This window comes from Kiloniella antarctica (assembly GCF_042682825.1).
Taxonomy (GTDB): Bacteria; Pseudomonadota; Alphaproteobacteria; order Kiloniellales; family Kiloniellaceae; genus Kiloniella; species Kiloniella antarctica.
The window spans coordinates 172,115-188,144 of the sequence record NZ_JBHUII010000004.1 but is presented as its reverse complement, the minus strand read 5'-3'; the positions used below and the strand labels follow the sequence as shown (position 1 = coordinate 188,144).

At 43.8% G+C, this 16,030-nt stretch carries 19 protein-coding genes; 17 read left to right on the top strand and 2 right to left on the bottom strand.

The window, feature by feature from the left end; all coding sequences use genetic code 11:
- Nucleotides 1–56 precede the first annotated feature (56 nt).
- Complete coding sequence (locus ACFSKO_RS07850; RefSeq protein WP_380250202.1) at nucleotides 57–674, bottom strand: hypothetical protein; 618 nt, start codon at nucleotides 672–674, stop codon at nucleotides 57–59.
- Between the two features lie 348 nt (nucleotides 675–1,022).
- Between ACFSKO_RS07850 and ACFSKO_RS07845 the strand changes: the two genes are divergently transcribed.
- The 11 genes from ACFSKO_RS07845 (at nucleotide 1,023) to ACFSKO_RS07795 (ending at nucleotide 10,204) form a co-directional block, all read left to right on the top strand.
- Nucleotides 1,023–2,174 (top strand): hypothetical protein, encoded by a 1,152-nt coding sequence (locus ACFSKO_RS07845; protein WP_380250200.1) that lies wholly within the window; start codon nucleotides 1,023–1,025, stop codon nucleotides 2,172–2,174.
- Nucleotides 2,175–2,498, top strand: coding sequence for a hypothetical protein (locus tag ACFSKO_RS07840; RefSeq protein WP_380250198.1), 324 nt, complete (start codon nucleotides 2,175–2,177; stop codon nucleotides 2,496–2,498). It begins immediately after the preceding gene.
- Between the two features lie 251 nt (nucleotides 2,499–2,749).
- Nucleotides 2,750–4,441 (top strand): portal protein, encoded by a 1,692-nt coding sequence (locus ACFSKO_RS07835; protein ID WP_380250196.1) that lies wholly within the window; start codon nucleotides 2,750–2,752, stop codon nucleotides 4,439–4,441.
- Nucleotides 4,434–4,712, top strand: coding sequence for a Bbp19 family protein (locus ACFSKO_RS07830; protein WP_380250194.1), 279 nt, complete (start codon nucleotides 4,434–4,436; stop codon nucleotides 4,710–4,712). The genes ACFSKO_RS07835 and ACFSKO_RS07830 overlap by 8 nt, the downstream gene beginning before the upstream one ends.
- Nucleotides 4,709–5,536, top strand: coding sequence for a hypothetical protein (locus tag ACFSKO_RS07825; RefSeq protein WP_380250192.1), 828 nt, complete (start codon nucleotides 4,709–4,711; stop codon nucleotides 5,534–5,536). Before ACFSKO_RS07830 ends, ACFSKO_RS07825 begins: the two co-directional genes overlap by 4 nt.
- A gap of 2 nt (nucleotides 5,537–5,538) precedes the next feature.
- Nucleotides 5,539–6,558, top strand: coding sequence for a major capsid protein (locus ACFSKO_RS07820; protein WP_380250190.1), 1,020 nt, complete (start codon nucleotides 5,539–5,541; stop codon nucleotides 6,556–6,558).
- An 18-nt stretch (nucleotides 6,559–6,576) separates the two neighbouring features.
- Nucleotides 6,577–6,999: a Bbp16 family capsid cement protein gene (locus ACFSKO_RS07815; RefSeq protein WP_380250188.1), complete on the top strand. Its 423-nt coding sequence runs from the start codon at nucleotides 6,577–6,579 to the stop codon at nucleotides 6,997–6,999.
- Nucleotides 6,999–7,250, top strand: coding sequence for a hypothetical protein (locus tag ACFSKO_RS07810; RefSeq protein ID WP_380250186.1), 252 nt, complete (start codon nucleotides 6,999–7,001; stop codon nucleotides 7,248–7,250). The genes ACFSKO_RS07815 and ACFSKO_RS07810 overlap by 1 nt, the downstream gene beginning before the upstream one ends.
- 115 nt (nucleotides 7,251–7,365) lie before the next feature.
- Nucleotides 7,366–7,944, top strand: coding sequence for a phage connector family protein (locus tag ACFSKO_RS07805; protein WP_380250184.1), 579 nt, complete (start codon nucleotides 7,366–7,368; stop codon nucleotides 7,942–7,944).
- Nucleotides 7,944–9,707, top strand: a complete 1,764-nt coding sequence (locus tag ACFSKO_RS07800; protein WP_380250182.1) for a phage tail protein — start codon at nucleotides 7,944–7,946, stop codon at nucleotides 9,705–9,707. Before ACFSKO_RS07805 ends, ACFSKO_RS07800 begins: the two co-directional genes overlap by 1 nt.
- A 95-nt stretch (nucleotides 9,708–9,802) precedes the next feature.
- Nucleotides 9,803–10,204 carry a DUF6973 domain-containing protein gene (locus tag ACFSKO_RS07795; RefSeq protein ID WP_380250180.1) on the top strand — a complete coding sequence of 134 codons (402 nt, stop codon included), beginning with the start codon at nucleotides 9,803–9,805 and terminating at the stop codon, nucleotides 10,202–10,204.
- A 64-nt stretch (nucleotides 10,205–10,268) separates the two neighbouring features.
- Here the strand turns inward: ACFSKO_RS07795 and ACFSKO_RS07790 are convergent, their stop codons facing one another.
- On the bottom strand, nucleotides 10,269–10,877 hold the full coding sequence (locus ACFSKO_RS07790; RefSeq protein ID WP_380250178.1) for a hypothetical protein: 609 nt from the start codon (nucleotides 10,875–10,877) through the stop codon (nucleotides 10,269–10,271).
- A 269-nt stretch (nucleotides 10,878–11,146) separates the two neighbouring features.
- Between ACFSKO_RS07790 and ACFSKO_RS07785 the strand changes: the two genes are divergently transcribed.
- From ACFSKO_RS07785 to ACFSKO_RS07760, 6 genes are all read left to right on the top strand, one after another.
- Nucleotides 11,147–11,605 carry a hypothetical protein gene (locus tag ACFSKO_RS07785; RefSeq protein WP_380250176.1) on the top strand — a complete coding sequence of 153 codons (459 nt, stop codon included), beginning with the start codon at nucleotides 11,147–11,149 and terminating at the stop codon, nucleotides 11,603–11,605.
- Nucleotides 11,606–11,822: 217 nt separating this feature from the next.
- The gene (locus ACFSKO_RS07780) at nucleotides 11,823–12,329 is read left to right on the top strand and encodes a hypothetical protein (protein ID WP_380250174.1); all 507 of its coding nucleotides are present in this window, start codon (nucleotides 11,823–11,825) and stop codon (nucleotides 12,327–12,329) included.
- A complete protein-coding gene (locus tag ACFSKO_RS07775) occupies nucleotides 12,307–13,152 on the top strand; it encodes a hypothetical protein (RefSeq protein WP_380250172.1) in 846 nt (281 codons plus the stop codon). The genes ACFSKO_RS07780 and ACFSKO_RS07775 overlap by 23 nt, the downstream gene beginning before the upstream one ends.
- Nucleotides 13,153–13,583: 431 nt before the next feature.
- On the top strand, nucleotides 13,584–14,495 hold the full coding sequence (locus ACFSKO_RS07770) for a hypothetical protein (RefSeq protein ID WP_380250170.1): 912 nt from the start codon (nucleotides 13,584–13,586) through the stop codon (nucleotides 14,493–14,495).
- A gap of 2 nt (nucleotides 14,496–14,497) precedes the next feature.
- A complete protein-coding gene (locus tag ACFSKO_RS07765; RefSeq protein ID WP_380250168.1) occupies nucleotides 14,498–15,433 on the top strand; it encodes a hypothetical protein in 936 nt (311 codons plus the stop codon).
- A gap of 158 nt (nucleotides 15,434–15,591) precedes the next feature.
- A complete protein-coding gene (locus ACFSKO_RS07760) occupies nucleotides 15,592–15,951 on the top strand; it encodes a hypothetical protein (RefSeq protein WP_380250166.1) in 360 nt (119 codons plus the stop codon).
- The last annotated feature ends 79 nt before the right edge of the window (nucleotides 15,952–16,030 follow it).

Genomic DNA, 16,030 nt, shown 5'->3' with positions numbered 1-16,030 from the left:
ACTCGATTTTTGAAATATTAATGTGGAAATCGTGAGTGGTTTAGTGAGTACGGAAGTTATAAAACTTTCAACATTTCGTCATACAGGTCGAGTGATTTTAATAAACAGACACCGGGGCCACCTTTGCTATTGGGAATAAAGCCGGAAGAATTTTTATTGAGGCTCTTAAGATCCTTTGACGTTAGGGAGCTACCAAGGACTAGTTTGTTGAAGACTGTTTTGTGATCGTTGGACAGAATTGTCCATAAATTATTTGCATTACAAGTACAGAGAGTGTCTTTTTCATCCAATGTGATGTTAATCATCCGATCAACCATCTTTTCCATGAATACTTTTTCAGTATTCGAAGTATCAGCGTAATTTTTTACTTCGTTCAAATGATCAATGATTTGAGAGTGTGTAGAAGGTGAGGCTGCTTTTTTCATACAGCCTGAAAAGAAAATTGACTTACCTGGTTTATCAAAACGCCCTGCGGACAATTGCAACATTGATAAAATGTCGGGTGAGTATTTTAAGAAGGTTCCTTTTTTGATCTGATTTTTTATCTGGCTTTCCTGTAATTCTAATTCAACCACGGTTATTGGAGTGATAGTTACCGTTTCACCCATTTCGGCTAGCGCGGGCTGGGTGAAAAGGAAAAGGGTCGATGCAATCAGGTACGGTAAAAAGCGCATTTGAGTATCTCGAGCTATATAATTAGTGTTTGATAAATAAAGTTATTTTTTATGTTAAGGAATCTCAAAAGAGGTTATGGAGCGTCCTTTAATAGAAGGATAATTATCCTAGCAATGAGAAGAATGATGTCAAGGAAAGTTCAGGTATAAGTTGTTGTGATGAGAGCGGTTGAGAGACTGTTGAAATAACTTCTAAGATACTTTTTATCCCTCCTATATCATTGCTAATATCGTTATGAGAAAATTCGCCTTTCTTAAAGCCAAGCTCCACTTATGTGGGGCTTTTTTTATGAGCAATAGAATTAAAAGCATCGCGTTACTTAACAGATAAATTTAATGGAGATTTCGATGGGATACGGTTCTGATCGCCCTGGAGGTTCTAATGAGCAAGAACGCGATGTTGTTGGTCGTGATAGAGAGGGAAGTAGAGGCCCTAGCCGTAGGGGAGGAGCCAGAGGTCAGAAAAGAAACAAATCAACCCAGAATAATGGGGCTTCAGGGTTTCAAAATGATTTGACTGGGCCTGGGCATCAAGGAGGGAACAGTGCGTCTAATGGAGTAAATAGGCGTGGTAATACTTATTCTGGACCAAAGGGCGCGCACGGATTGAATAAAGGAGCGCGACAGGCTGCTGCAAATTCAGTCGGGCTGAGCGGCGACACGTTTGATGGTGCTCTTGGCGAGGAAGATGAGCAGGGCGGGTTGGTTGATGCCTTGAGCAATGGAAAATCTGTTAAAGTGCATGATTTAACACTCAATCCCCGAGGGAAATTTGTAGGATCTAAATCTCCGACGCAAAGTTTTGCGAAAGCGAACCCGCAACTTGGTGGCATACACTCACCTGAGATGCAGGGGGCTTATAACTCTGCGACAAGAGGAGCCGCGGGCATAGGTACTGCCAAAAGTAAGGGATTGAATCAAGTTCAGCTGGATGTCTTGAGGTCTTTAGCAAGTAATCCTACGGCTCAACGTGTTAAAGCAAATGAATTTTTCGCCAAGAATAATCCAGCCCAAGCCTTCTTTTCTACTCTAGGATCACGAGTCTTGGCTGGCGTTAATTCCGTTGGTTCTTATTCTCTGGATGAAGAGGGCTTCGGAACACCCGGGCAATATGGGGGGTACAATCCAGTCGAGGGTGTCTTGGGGTATCTATCAAGAGCCGGTGGTGTTGCGGGTGCTGTTGGCACTGCGGCACAACTTGCAAATTTTGCTGGTTATGACGTAGGGAAATCATATGGTGGCTTTACAACTGGCAAACAGGGCGCAGCATATAGCAGAGATAGCCGTGCGAGGAGGTCTGTTTCAAGAGAGAGCGAACCAAGAACCAGCTTTCAATCTCTTTTTGATCGAGCTTCGAAACAATTATATCCTGACATGTTAACCGAAGAAGATCGATTGACTTTAGGTGTTGGTGTTTCACAGGGTAAGTCAAAAGTACGTAGGGCACCTAATTTGTCTACGTTGAAATCCAGAAGGGCCAATTTTGAGAGGGTTAGATAAATGAGTATATTAACTTCATCGGATTCAGTCGCACAATTTGCTTCTAGAGCGAAAGCTAATCCAACTCGTTTAGATGGAGATTTTTCTTTGAGGGCGGCTAAAAGTAGTTTAAATCGTACCCGGAAAAATCATTTTTTTGAAGGGAGGGATACTTCAATCAAAACCGTTGGTGGTCGCGGTTATCGATCGCCAGCAGAAGTTCTTTATCCTGTAGAAAAACCAGTTCTTTCTCCTTATATCAGTCTTGCACCGTCGCCTGTACGTCGGGTTCGTGGGCTTGCAACACTGGATTTACGCCGGGCGGAATACAATAGTGTATTGTGATTTGTCTATAAATACGAGGGGGGAAACGATCTTTAAAAAGTTCGTTATACTTTGTTTGGATATATTTGAGACGGTATATTCGTTCTTGGATAAATAGGTTTGCTGAGGCGGTTTATTTTTAAATCTCCATAGCGATAAAAGACTAATTTTTGTTACTTTATATTTGAGCAGAATTAAGCCCCTACAACTTATTGTGGGGGCTTTTGTTATTAAAACTCCAACAAGTTTGGAGCAACCTGACTGGAGATCTTATGGAACTTGCTGAGAAGGTGATCAACCGCCAGAGCGCATTGCAGCAAGAGCGGCAGAAGTTTGAGGTGATCTGGAAGGAAACCGCCGAACGGTTAGATCCTTTTGGATCGATCCTCGAGGGAAAAATGGGCGATATGTCGAAGATGTATAGCTCTCGTCCCTTGCAGGATCTGGCACGTTTTGCCGCTGCGATTGAGAGCCTGCTTATCCCGCGAGGCTCTATCTGGCATGGTCTTATGCCAATGGATGATGAGCTTAAAGAAAATGACGAGGTTCAGGCCTGGGCAGAAGCGCGCACAAAAAAGCTGTTTTCTGTTCGTTACATGGCGCAATCGGGCTTTGTCGCCAATACGCAACGGATGTTTCGTTCTCTTGGCTGCTATGGCAATCAGGTTCTCATGACCGAAGAAGTTCTTAGCCGTGGTCCCGGTGGGGAAGATCTTCCCCCGATCAGATATCGTATGATCCCGATAATCGAATGTTTTCTGGCGACAACGGCCTGGGGGCAAGTGGATACGTTCTATCGGGTGTATAAGCTTACCTTGCGACAGATAATTCAAGATTTTGGTGTGGAGAACCTACCTGAATTCTTGAGAATGCGGATGGATCGACCAGATCAGTTGGAAGAAAAGTTTGAGCTGATCCACGCGATTGATCCTGCGCTTGCGAGCGACACGATAACCCAACTTCCTTGGCCGTCGGTGCATGTGCTTAAAGGACATAACCACGTTCTCAGGCAATCCGGTTATTATGAATTTCCGATCCATGCGTCTTCTTTTGTTGAAAGTGACGGACAGGCCTATGGATGGGGGCCGGGCATGATGGCCCTGCCGGATATCAAGCAGCTCAACATCATGAACAAGACAACGATTGCCGCAGCAGAACAGGCCGTATCACCTGCCTTTGCGACGGTACAAAAGCTCAAGCGGCGTTTGAATTTGAGCGCCAATGCGATTAATCCAGATCTGGTAACAGACGACGGGCGCTTAAAGATCCAGCCGATTATCACAGGAGCACGACCAGATATTGGCGAACAGTTGATTGCCAAAAAGCAAATGGATATCTCGGCAAATTTTTATGGGGATCTTTGGCAAATTCTAGTGAACAAGCCGGACATGACCGCTTATGAAGCGGCGTTACGGGCACAGGAAAAGAACGAATTGATCGGTCCCCCGTTTGCCAAGCAAGAAGAAATGCTGGCTTCAATAGTGATGCGGGAAAATGCCATTTTGGAACGCCAAGCTGCGGACGGTATTATTGATTTGCCGCCGAGGCCGGAAGCGCTTCAAGGACGTAAGTTGTCATTAAAATTTAGCAGCCCAATGGCAAAGCTCAGGCGTGCCGCCGAGGATGTGGGGATACAGCGAACATTGGAAACTGCCGCTCAGCAAGCACAGTTTGACCCGACGATTATGGATAACTTTGATCACGATAAGATCATTCGGGCGCGTGCTGATATCAACGGTATGCCGGCTGATCTTATGCGTCCGGCAGAAGAGGTTCAAGCCAGTAGGCAAGCGAAAATTGAAGCTGAACAACAACAAGCTCTTGCTGCGCAACAGGCACAAGAAATTGATACTGCAGGTAAAGCTTTGCCGATAATGGAAGCACTTGGTGCCGCAGGTATTGATCCCAATCAAATAGCAGGTGGCGAAATTCCTGAAGGTAGAGAGGAGCAGTTTAATGCTTAAAGGTTGGTCCTTTTCGTTGAAGAAACAACATGAGTTGATCGATGCTTATGGCCGGCTTTTTGCGACTTCTGACGGACAGTTGGTTCTCGCTGACATACTGGATCAGGCCGGGGCATTTGAGGCGACAGCGCCAGGTGGCCCTTCTGTTTTTAACGATGGCAAGCGCGCCATCGTCTTTGACATTCTCCGCAAGGCTTCTGTCAGCGCTGACCTTCGGGCGGAACTGGCGAAAGCTGCCTATCTATTACAAGAGGAAGATATGCAAGAATGAGTGATACCCTAGTTTCAAACGATATCCCTTCATCAGGAGGGGCAAGTCCCCACTATTCATCAGGATACTCTGATCAGCCCGCATCGCAAGATAGCGGGTCTTTTTATGAGCAATCGCCTGTTGAAGATACCAGAGAAGGCGATAAGGGGTCTGAAACAAATTCTGATATTTATGCGCCTTCTTCAAATGGAGAGCCTGAAGGTTCCGAGAATTTGGAAACGAATAACCGGGAAGGTTCAGTTGATAACCCTGAGGGTTTTATCAAACTTCCGGGTGAAGGTGCGAACGAAGATGAAATCGACGCCTTTTATGAAGCCCTCGGCGTGCCGGATAGCCCTGAGGGGTATGAACTGGTTATTCCCAAAGAGATGGGCGAAGACCAGAGCGGCGGTGAGTGGAAAGAATACACCAGTGCTATTAGCCAGCTCTCGCACGCACTCGGGCTTTCGCCAAGTCAGGCCCAAGCCCTGACCGAGTTGGATCTTCAGGCAAAATCCCAGTCGTATGAAACGATGGAGCGTGAGCAACAACACTATCTGGAACAACAAATAGAGGACACCACTTCCGCGCTGCGTGAAGAGTGGGGTTCAAACATGGATACCAATGTCAGAACGGCCAACCGTGCCCTTAAAGCCTTTGGCGGTTCTGAACTGGAAGGTGTGTTGAGCGAAGCGGGGGTTTTAAATGACCCGGTCGTTTTACGCGCCTTTCATAAAGCTGGCCTCTCCCTGGTAGAGGACAGCAGCCCCGGCGGAGCCGGTGCATCCCGACGCAATAGATCTGCAGCGGAAATTCTCTACCCATCATCTACTAAGGAAGGCTAATCATGGCTACACTTGGAAATACCTTTGTCGATCTGATCGACATCTACAAACAGACTGATCCAAACGGATCTACTGCAACGATTATTGAGCTTCTCAAGCAGCAAAATCCAATTCTGGATGATGCGATTGCAATGGAGTGCAACAAGGGGTCCGAACACCTGCACACCATCCGTACGGGTCTGCCATCTGTCAGTTGGGGGGCGCTTTATCAGGGCATTTCCCAATCAAAAGCAAAGCAACAGCAAGTTACAGATACCACGGGCTATCTTGAAGCGCTGGCCACGATTGATGAACGTGTGCTGCATTTGGCCAAAAATGAAGCCGGGGTTCGCCTCAATGAAGCCATGGCGTTCATGGAATCAATGAACCAGGAAGCAGCTTCTGGTCTTTTCTATCACGACACGGCGACAACCCCTGAAAAGTTCAAGGGCCTTTCCTCGCGCTTTAATACCATTGGTGGCGGCGGTTCAGGTGAACAGGTTATTGATGCGGGCGGTGTTGGTTCTGATAACACATCAATTTGGTTTGTGACCTGGGGTGATCGTCATTGTCATCTACTTTATCCACAAGGCACAAAAGCGGGCCTTCAACGTGACGACATGGGCCGTCAACGTGTGCTGGATGAAAACAGTAACCCTTATTATGTGAAAGAAGAAAAGTTCACATGGCACCTTGGATTGGCTGTTAAGGATTGGCGTTATGTTTCCCGTGTCGCCAACATTGATGTGTCTGAAATGTCCGCTGGCAATGTGAAACTCTATGATTTCATGCGCAAAGCTTATTACAAGCTCCAGTCCCGTATTCGCCGGGGTGATGCGGCGGGTGGTCGTCAGGTTATTTACTGTAACCGTGATGTTTTGGAATCTCTGGATGCCTTGGCCACCAATGCAGGCGCAAGCGATAATTTTGTTCGGTTGAAAGACAGCGAACTCGAAGGTCAGGAAGTGCTGACTTATCGCGGTATTCCAATTCGTGAAACTGATGCGTTGCTCAATTCCGAAGCACGCGTTCTGTCTGCTTAATTGAGAGAGGGATAAAACATGATCCACAGTAAACAACTCACGTTCTCTGACCAGCAGGCGATTACAGGAACTGCTTCGTCAACGAACATTCTGGACCTTGGCACAACGGACACGGTTGTCGGAGCTTCTGTTGCTCTGCCTTCTAACCCCGGTGATGGCACAGCTGTACCCCTTAACGTACAGGTGACAGAGGCTTTCAATAACCTGACATCGCTTAAAATTGCGATTGAGGTTGATGATAATTCCGGGTTCTCGTCTGCACGTGAAGTTCTTTCTCAATCTATTGTGCGGGCAGATCTGGTGGCAGGAAAACAGACGTCGTTCCATATCCTGCCAAAAGGTCTGGATGAGCGTTATATGCGTTTGCGTTATACCGTATCGGGCACCAACCCGAGTGCGGGTAAAATCTCTGCTGCGATTGTAGCCGGGGTACAGAGTTAATGGTGTTAGCGGCAAAAGCTGGTCGCAAGACCGGAACTGTCGGTAAGAAGCCAAAACTCAAAGGCGTGAGCCCTAAAGGGAACTATAAAGCAATGTTTGAAGAAACAGTTCCTCAAGAACCTGAGGTGATTGCCTTGAAGGTTAGAGCAATTGCCCTTGGGTATTACGGTGCTCAACTCCGTGAAGAAGGTGATGCCTTTGAGTTGCGCGACAAGGTGCATTTTTCTTCTAGCTGGATGGAAAAAGCGTAGCTGATCGCTAGCGATTATAATATCGCTAGTCTGAAATAAAAATGGGAGGTTTTGTCCTTGAGACGGCCTCCCATTTTACGTGAATTTTCTTTTATAACTTTGGTCAGGAAGATAGATGAGCAGCAAGGTTGAAATCTGCCGGGATGCTTTGCAGATCCTGGGGGACAAGTCCATTGTCAGTCTGGAAGAAAGCAGCAAGGAAGCGCGGCAGTGTAAAATTGCCTATCCCCAAGCTGTCGAGACTGTCTTGCGTGCTTATCCCTGGAGTTGTGCCATACGGCGGGTCAAGTTGGCGGCTTCTGCCGAAGTTCCTGCGTTTGGCGAATGGAAGCGCTATCGACGTCCAGTTGATGATATTCAGGCCCTTCCCATCACCACGAACGGCGAGATGGATGGCCTTGCCGTCAAATACACACTTGAGGGGCGGTATGTGCTCTGTCATCTGAATGCACCGCTTTATTATCGGTATATCAGTCGGAATGTCGACCCGTCAGATATGCCGCCGGATCTTCGTAGAGCCATTTCGGGGCAGCTTGCGGTTCGTTTGGCAGAGGTCTTAACGGGGTCACAATCCAAACTTAATACGGCACTTGGTCTCTATCGCAACGACCTCACGCAGGCAAAAGCCAGTGATATGATGGAAGATGGGACAAGTGAAATCGCGCCGTCAAGTTGGTTGGAGGCACGAAACTGATGCCACCTCGTACCCTTCAAGCAAGCTTTGTACGTGGGGAAATTACCCCACGGCTCCATGGGCGTGAAGACACCCAGCTTTATCAAACGGGTCTGGCCTTGTGCGAAAACTGGATCGTGCTACCCCATGGTGGCATGACCCGACGTCCGGGAACCCGGTTTGTTACACCAGCAAAATTTCCTGATAAACAATGTCGTTTGATATCATTCGAATATTCAACCGAAGATGCCTATGTCATCGAGGTCGGCGATCTTTACATGCGGTTTTATCGTGATTTCGGGCAAATCGTAAAAGACGATACCCCTTACGAAATTGTGACGACCTATACCGAGGCACAGTTGTTTGAGTTGGTCTTTACCCAAACAGAAAACAGCCTCTGGATTGTGCACAAGGATCATCCGCCAAAAGAGCTAAAGAGAGAAGATCACAATAACTGGACGATAGCGGATATTGTGTTTACGGGAAAACCTGCGGAGTGGAAGGCGGGCAATTATCCAAGGCGCTGTTCTTTTTATCAGCAGCGGTCCATTTTTGCGTCGCCCCCGGATCAGCCGCAAACCATTTGGACATCAAAGACATCTGACGAAAAAAACTTCACGCTTGGCACCAATGCGGATGATGCCTTTAAGGCGACCATCAAAGCCGGGCAGGTCAATCACATTCAGTGGATGGTTGAAGGGCGCGCTTTGATGATGGGAACATCAGGTGCAACACGTACGCTCAGTGGATCAAGCGCCAATGAGGCGTTGACAGTAACCTCGGTGATCAACCGCCGTCATACCACAGAAGGTTCCGCTGCTATTCCCCCGATCCAAAAGGGGGAGGTCGCCCTGTTTTTAAGTCGTAACCGTAAACGGCTGCACGAATTTGTTTTCTCCTTTGAGCGCGATAGCTTTATTGCGCCAGACCAGACCTTCCTTTCCCAGCACATTACGGGAACGGGGATCAAGGATATGGACATGGTCAACGATCCGGACTCAATTATCTGGATGGTGCGCGATGACGGTCAACTGATCGGGGTAACCTACGAAAAATCACAGGAAGTCGTTGCCTTTCATCGTCACAAACTTGGTGGATCTACGGATGATCATGCTTGGGGAGAAGTTGAAACAGTTGCTGTAACCTATGAGGCCAAACGCGAGGTTTTATGGTTGGTGGTCAAACGTAAGGTGAACGGTAGTATCGTTCGGCATGTTGAGTTTATGGAAGCTGTATTCGATGACGGCGATGATAAAAAGGATGCTTTTTTTGTCGATTGCGGGGGCACCTATGACGGTGTGGCAGCGGGGATGATCAACGGCTTTAACCATCTAATCGGCGAAGAAGTTGATATGCTGCACGATGGGAAGGTTTCTCCACGTACAACGGTTGCAAGTGATGGCACGGTTACATTGTTGAATAACCGTACAGGGGAAAAAATTACTGCCGGATTGCCCTATCAATCAGTGGTTCAGCCGTTGTCTCCTATTGTCGCGCTACAAAATGGTACGGGCCGGGGCAAGAAAAAACGCGTGGTTTCCATGGGCGTTGACGTCATGAACACCGGGACCATCGAAGCCGGGGATAGTTTGAGCGACACACAAAGCCATATATTCCGCGATGGATCGACACCGTTCGGACAATCACCGGATCTCTATACCGGATATCTGGAAATCGACCCGGAAAATGGCTTTGACGACAAAGCACAAATATACATCCGGGCGCAACAGCCCCTACCAGCCACAATCAGATCACTGATTACAGAAGTTCAGTCAGAAGGATAAAATATGAGTTTTCTGGAACATAGATTTACGGAAAATGAGACAACAGGGAGAAAACGAGTAAATCCCAAAAGCGATTATCCGCAAGAGGAAACGCGTTGTACAATGGAAGATATGGTACACTTCCTCTGCCTACATCGGAGCCTGTAAATAAAGAGCAATATTATAGATTTTTGAACTATGATCCAGATAATGGTTCTGGGGATGTGGGTAATTTCCTCTCCTATGGAGATCCAAGGGATATTATCAAAGTGGCTGAAGAAACCGCCAGACGGCTATTGCCCAAGGGTAAAGGGTATGATGATGCTCAGGATGCTGTACGCCATGCATTAGGTAGCTACCTCTTGGCGAAAAGGTATGGTGTTAAGGGAGCAAAAGAAATAACAGACGGACACGAAAGGATGTCTTTTCCTTTGGGATACGTTGGGTTAGATGATGATAATGACCAAAGCGAACTTCAAGATCTCATAACAACCGGGTTGGCCGCGATGCGGCAATGAACAAGAAGAATAAAAATCTGAACCCAGTAGATGTGATTATGAAAATTTATCTCGAAGGTAAACTTCAGTATTCTCCTTTTGTTTTAAGACGGAAGTAACCTGCAAGAAATACTGGGCCGAGTGTTGATACGCATCCGATCAACAGAAAATGGTAAAACAGGTGATGGATCGAGTTTGTGAAATGCTCCGCAGTCGCATTACCATAAAGCAGACGGATAGTTTCAATCAAGTCTGGTGGGTAGCTGCCAGATAGGAGCCAGAGTGTAAAAATACTCCCGGTAAGAAGCCAGATAATTATGGCAAACCAAAGAGATGACCTGATGAGTTTGGAGTTTTTTGTGATTCTGCAAATCTGTTGTTTGGCGCGTTTTAAAAAAGCATCCGTTACAGGTTTGTGTTTCAGGTAGAAGGGCCCCAGCAGCGTGATTGTCAGGGAGGTAAAGAGAAAGATGAAAAAACCGAGAGTCAGAAAAATATCTCTATATTGACTGTAAGCCTGTAATTCTGGTGGCCTGACATCCCTTCCCGCACGCAAGATATCGGCAGGAGTTAAGAATATAAAAGCCAAAAGAAGGCAAAGGGCAAACAGGAGAGCGAATGACCAAGAAGCCACCCTGTAGACCCAGATGTGTGTTTCATGAAATTGTGAAAGCTTTCTGAGCATCCAGGACATGTTAGATCTTTCGGTCTGTAGCCGAAGCCAGATTATCCCCTGTTGTTGGACAGTACAATGGTTTTGTTTGGGTATTCTCTGGAGCTTATCTTGTACATATAATAACAAGAAAACAGATAGCTTACAAAATTTAATTCTGCCTAGGTTATCTGGAAATCAATCCTGAAAATGTTTTGATGAAATGGCACAGATCAATATGCGGGTCCAATAATCGTTACTAGTTATAATAAGAGCACGGATCGCAGTAGTAGAATCAAAAGGATAAGTTTATGGGATTTTTCAAGAATTTATTTAAAGGCGTTGGTAAGGTTTTAGGAGCTGCTGCTCCTGCACTCGGATTAATTGGAGGGCTGGGAGCAACTGGACTAACAGCTGCTTCGGCATTGGGAATGGGTGGTTCGCTCTTTAAAGGGTTTGCTGAGCAAAAACGCGCCAAGAAACAGGCAAAACTGGCGCGACGTCAGGCTGCTCTGGATGCGAGGGTTAGCCAAAGAAATACGCAAAGGCTTGCAGGACAACAACGCGCCAATTTTGCCGCGGCAGGTTTGAAAATTGAGGGCAGCCCGGCGTTGCTTATTGAAGAGACGGAAAATCTTGGTGCCGAAGAAGTAAGCAATATTCTCTATGCTGGAGATCAACAGGCAAAGGCCTATAAACGCGCAGGTCGTAATTCAGCAATAGGCGGGTTTCTTAATGCCGGAACGAGTTATTTGAACGGGCTTAAGTGAATAGCTTAATCGTTGAGATAATTAATATGAGTAAATTATGCAAAATTAAAAGTGTACTGGTAGTAGAAAATCTTGTTAAGAATGAGGTATGAGGAAACTTTTTAGATCCTTTTTCTCTTAATAAGCTTCCTACGAAATGAGAGATTAGATGTTCGCGAATGGTATAAAAAATATCGTAAATCAATTTGAGTTCAAAAGAGTATAAAAAGCCCTTTTTATGGCACTATTTGTTATCTGGATTTTTATGCTTGCTTCTCAAATTATTGAAGAAATTTATGATGCTTTCTTTTCAACGTCATCTGGATATTCAAGAGGAAATTACACGATTTGGGAAGGGGTGCTTGATGTATTTATAAAGTATACTCTTTATTTTTTATTATTTCTTTTACCTAAATCATTACCAGTCTTAGTCGCGTGTCTTATCTTGAATTTCTTTGGAAATGAGCGGTTTCCTGTGCTCTTGTTAGTTTTTCTGATTGGGTTTGTCTGGTCAGATATTCAAAGTCTATTCCAATATATGTCTCCAAGAGAAGGATCATCGAGTTTTGGGTATAGTACTCGTGATTGTGACGTTATTATAAATAATGTTCGTACAGATTGCGGATATGAAATATGGACTAAAGAGTTTTTGATCAACCTGTTTAAAGGTGGGATTACCGCAGTGCTTTATTCTAAATTTTATTCAAGAAAAAGAACTGACAATGTCGGACAGGTGGCGACTTAATGATGACGGTACGGCTACATTTGTAACCGATAATAACGGCGAAATAATAATTGATCAGGATAATTTTTTTGATACTGCCTTTGATGATATCATTGATATTCAAAAAGGGCATGAAGATTATCATGAGTATAGCTTTTTAAATGATCTTGGAATACCTATTACTGACGTAGATATTGGGACATTACAGGCTGCACTTGCCTCTTTTGCCATAGCATTTGGTCCTAAATACCTAAAATTTGCAGGCCCCGGATTTGTGAGACACTCGTCTGCTAATCCGAATGTTGTAACTAATTATACGACAAATCTTCACTTTCTTGATCCAGGCGTAGTCCAGCGGTCAATTGTTATGAAGGAAGGAAAATATCACATACTTACGGTGGGAATTGGCACAGGGTATTTCAAAGAACACAATTTGAAATATGTAAAAGATGTTTGGGGGTACGCAGATCGAAATTTAAAAGATTGGGTTGAGAACCATAAGGATACGGATAGTTTTCAATTGGTACCTGTTCACCGAAAAGTAATTGGTGATAGACAAGACACACAAGCCCTGAGTGATCGGTTGCAAAATTTACCTGAGGCAAAAATTGAAAACCTAAAAGCTTCTGACGAAAGTAAAAACAAAAGTATTGGAGAGAGTTACTGGGGGGAGCCTGAAGAAATTGTTTCTAGTGAGGTAGATATACAAAAAAGAATATCAGAAGACACTCAACAGAAGAGGCAGTTGCTAAATAGTGACGATATTGATAAAAAGACGTACCCTCCAGGTTTTTTGAATGACTATGCACGCAATGCTTTGTTACATCCTCAAGTTCTTCGATAAATTTGTTCGTGGTCGCTGAAAATTAAGTCTGGTTTAAAGCCTAAAAAAATACGCCCTCATAAATAAAAGATTATCAAAGGCTCATGCAAAATTGCAGGGCCTATTTTTATGTCCTGAGCTTTGCTGCTCGCTCTTTCAAGGTCGCCAAAATACCAAATATTCCGGATAGTCGTGCGCTATTAAGCGCAGGTTTTATTTGCCTGACGAAAGACAGTCGTTGTTTCTCATGGGCTTTCCTCATGCGCCAAAGCGTTATTAGATTTGGATGGATTTACTTTATAATTCTTATGGTAGAAATTTAGTGTATATTTTAGACTATGAAGAGTGAAGTTGAGTTTAATAATTCTATTCGAAAATTTTCAAAACATATAGAGTAGATGATTAGAGGCTTGAGACACTCAAGATAACGCTCCGTTCTGTCAAATGGATAAATGATGATTTTAAAATTTTGTAATCTTTCGACGATCTCAACTTTTTTATTGATGTTATCGGTCTATTTACATTCTGTCGTACATGCTGAAAATACCGGATCAACAGATGCCATTGTTTATTCCATATCAGGAAAAGTTTTAAACGTTTCGCAACTGGTAACTCTGATTTCCAAAGAAGAGCTGGAAGTAACTGATAGTAGCCTAGACAATGTTATTGATATCTCTAATGAACATATAGATCGATATCCATGGAATTTTAGCAGATTTAAAAATTCGTGTGCGTTTACTTCAGATAACTTTTTATATGAATCCTATGGCCCTTTTCTGGATATTGATGAGGCGTTCCGAAAAAAACATTTACGCTTTGAAATGCAATTGTGTATTCGGAAAATATTTCGCTATTCCGAAACAGTAATGCTCTACTCTACCCAACAAAATGTTGTAGAAGAAGAAGTTATTTCTCGTGCAATATCATGTGGTTATGATAATTCTGATGTATTTGAGCAGTTTGCACGGGTTGTCATGTATTTAGGGTTCAATCATCTGCAAAACATTGATTATTTCATTTGCGGTAAGAGCAAGACAGGTCTTTTGACAAACATAGAAAGTATCCTGGGAATTCAAGTCAGCCATTATTTTTATTATATAGAGGTTTTTGGTTCTCGTGATCTGGCAGATAAGTATTTGGTTTATGAACAGAAAATAATGAATAACCGTATTCGGGAAGAAGAGGAATATCTAAAAACACCTGAAGGTCAGGCGTTTGCAAAAGATCTGGAATGGTTTGATGAATATTTAGGGTTTCGTGAAGAGTTAAGGCAGCGATGGCGTGCTTCAGAGCGGCTTGCAAAAGAGCGGTTTGAGGAAGACTTGATTGAAGATCAAAAAAAGAAAAAAATGAGAGATGAATAACCATGGCAGATTTTAAATATACGCCGCCTGCTTCTGAAAAATTAAAAGAATTACCAGAACTTAAGTTTCTTAAGAAGTGGTATCCTTATAGTAAGGTGAAAGAGCGTGGTGAGGAAGTCGTTGTTCCTCCTGATGTGAAATCTCTTTACCCTGTAACTCCAGATGCATATTTCAAAGAATATACCCGGTATGATAAAGCAAAATATGATCATCATAAGCTAAGTCCAACAAGCGAAGCTGCAATTAGGCTATCTCCAACAAAAAAGAGAGTATCTATTGCGGATACTGCCCATTATATTGATTTCTCAGATATTTATGTAGACAGAAACGGAAGCTATTACAGAGCACATCAAGAGAGAGTGTTTTTAGGGCAAAATGAATCAATGGGGAGCCTTGTTAGCCCTGGTCGCACATTATATCCATCTAATGATGAATATAATAAAAACAGTGTGCCTGGAGGTACCTATTCTGTGCCTATTTCTGAATTTACAAAGTTCACAAGGGTTAGCAAAGAAGAAGTTGAAAAGATTAAGAGAGAAGAAGCAAGAGCGCTGTCCAATGGTTTTAAGAAGTCAGACACGTTTCTTTTTATTGCCCCGGATAATAAAAAGATTAGTCCCCAACAAAAAAATATTGAAGTTAATGAGCTCAATAAACTTCAAGAGAAAACAAGTACAACTATATCGCTTGAATCGTTAAGTGGGGATAATTCTAGCAGTAATAAGAGCAAAGAAATAATTGTCGTGCAGGAACCTGAAGAAATTTTCTCTAGTGATGAAAATATGCAAAATCGGATATCAGATGACACTCAACAGATGAGGCAGTTAATAAAAACTAACGATGTTGAAGCAGAAGGCTTTGATGACGATATTGACAAAAACACGAACCCTCCAAGTTTTTTGAATAACTATGCACACAATGCTTTGTTACATGCTTAAATTCGTTAATCTGTTCGCGATAGCTAACGATTAAATCTGATTTAAAGTTTAAAAAATACGACCTTATAAATAAAAGACCATCAAAGGCCCATGCAAAATTGCAGGGCCTATTTTTATGTCCTGAGCTTTGCTGCTCGATTTTTCAAGGTAACCTCAAAATGCCAAATATTCCTGATAGTCGTGCGCCAGCCAGCGCAGGTTTTTCTTTGCCTGATGAAAAGATAGATGCGGTTTCGGACGGACTAAATTCTCTGTCAAAAACGCTAGGGAAGAAAAGTGTTCAGAAGAAAATAAAGAAACTTTTCTTAGGTGAACCAGAAGACGTTATTGACAGTGATGAAATCAATGAAAGCCATTTATTGGAAGCGCTTGAAGAGAAAAGACAGCGGCGTGTGTGGAGGAGGATGGAACGGAAAAGTCAGGCTGACCGCCAGAAAAATAGTTCCTCTGGTTTATTAAATGGTCGTGCAGGAAATACTATACTGCAGGCAAAAACATATCGATCACGCAGGGATTAAATTCTGTCGAAGTTATTGCTTTTTGAAATATTGATTTATTGAAAACTACAGAACAACAAAATGCTCAAGCATGATTGCG

Bases quoted from the DNA above. Each gene is read 5' to 3' on its own strand.
- ACFSKO_RS07850 (WP_380250202.1), bottom strand. From the start codon at position 674: ATGCGCTTTTTACCGTACCTGATTGCATCGACCCTTTTCCTTTTCACC.
- ACFSKO_RS07845 (WP_380250200.1), top strand. From the start codon at position 1,023: ATGGGATACGGTTCTGATCGCCCTGGAGGTTCTAATGAGCAAGAACGC.
- ACFSKO_RS07840 (WP_380250198.1), top strand. From the start codon at position 2,175: ATGAGTATATTAACTTCATCGGATTCAGTCGCACAATTTGCTTCTAGA.
- ACFSKO_RS07835 (WP_380250196.1), top strand. From the start codon at position 2,750: ATGGAACTTGCTGAGAAGGTGATCAACCGCCAGAGCGCATTGCAGCAA.
- ACFSKO_RS07830 (WP_380250194.1), top strand. From the start codon at position 4,434: ATGCTTAAAGGTTGGTCCTTTTCGTTGAAGAAACAACATGAGTTGATC.
- ACFSKO_RS07825 (WP_380250192.1), top strand. From the start codon at position 4,709: ATGAGTGATACCCTAGTTTCAAACGATATCCCTTCATCAGGAGGGGCA.
- ACFSKO_RS07820 (WP_380250190.1), top strand. From the start codon at position 5,539: ATGGCTACACTTGGAAATACCTTTGTCGATCTGATCGACATCTACAAA.
- ACFSKO_RS07815 (WP_380250188.1), top strand. From the start codon at position 6,577: ATGATCCACAGTAAACAACTCACGTTCTCTGACCAGCAGGCGATTACA.
- ACFSKO_RS07810 (WP_380250186.1), top strand. From the start codon at position 6,999: ATGGTGTTAGCGGCAAAAGCTGGTCGCAAGACCGGAACTGTCGGTAAG.
- ACFSKO_RS07805 (WP_380250184.1), top strand. From the start codon at position 7,366: ATGAGCAGCAAGGTTGAAATCTGCCGGGATGCTTTGCAGATCCTGGGG.
- ACFSKO_RS07800 (WP_380250182.1), top strand. From the start codon at position 7,944: ATGCCACCTCGTACCCTTCAAGCAAGCTTTGTACGTGGGGAAATTACC.
- ACFSKO_RS07790 (WP_380250178.1), bottom strand. From the start codon at position 10,877: ATGTCCTGGATGCTCAGAAAGCTTTCACAATTTCATGAAACACACATC.
- ACFSKO_RS07785 (WP_380250176.1), top strand. From the start codon at position 11,147: ATGGGATTTTTCAAGAATTTATTTAAAGGCGTTGGTAAGGTTTTAGGA.
- ACFSKO_RS07780 (WP_380250174.1), top strand. From the start codon at position 11,823: ATGGCACTATTTGTTATCTGGATTTTTATGCTTGCTTCTCAAATTATT.
- ACFSKO_RS07775 (WP_380250172.1), top strand. From the start codon at position 12,307: ATGTCGGACAGGTGGCGACTTAATGATGACGGTACGGCTACATTTGTA.
- ACFSKO_RS07770 (WP_380250170.1), top strand. From the start codon at position 13,584: ATGATGATTTTAAAATTTTGTAATCTTTCGACGATCTCAACTTTTTTA.
- ACFSKO_RS07765 (WP_380250168.1), top strand. From the start codon at position 14,498: ATGGCAGATTTTAAATATACGCCGCCTGCTTCTGAAAAATTAAAAGAA.
- ACFSKO_RS07760 (WP_380250166.1), top strand. From the start codon at position 15,592: ATGCCAAATATTCCTGATAGTCGTGCGCCAGCCAGCGCAGGTTTTTCT.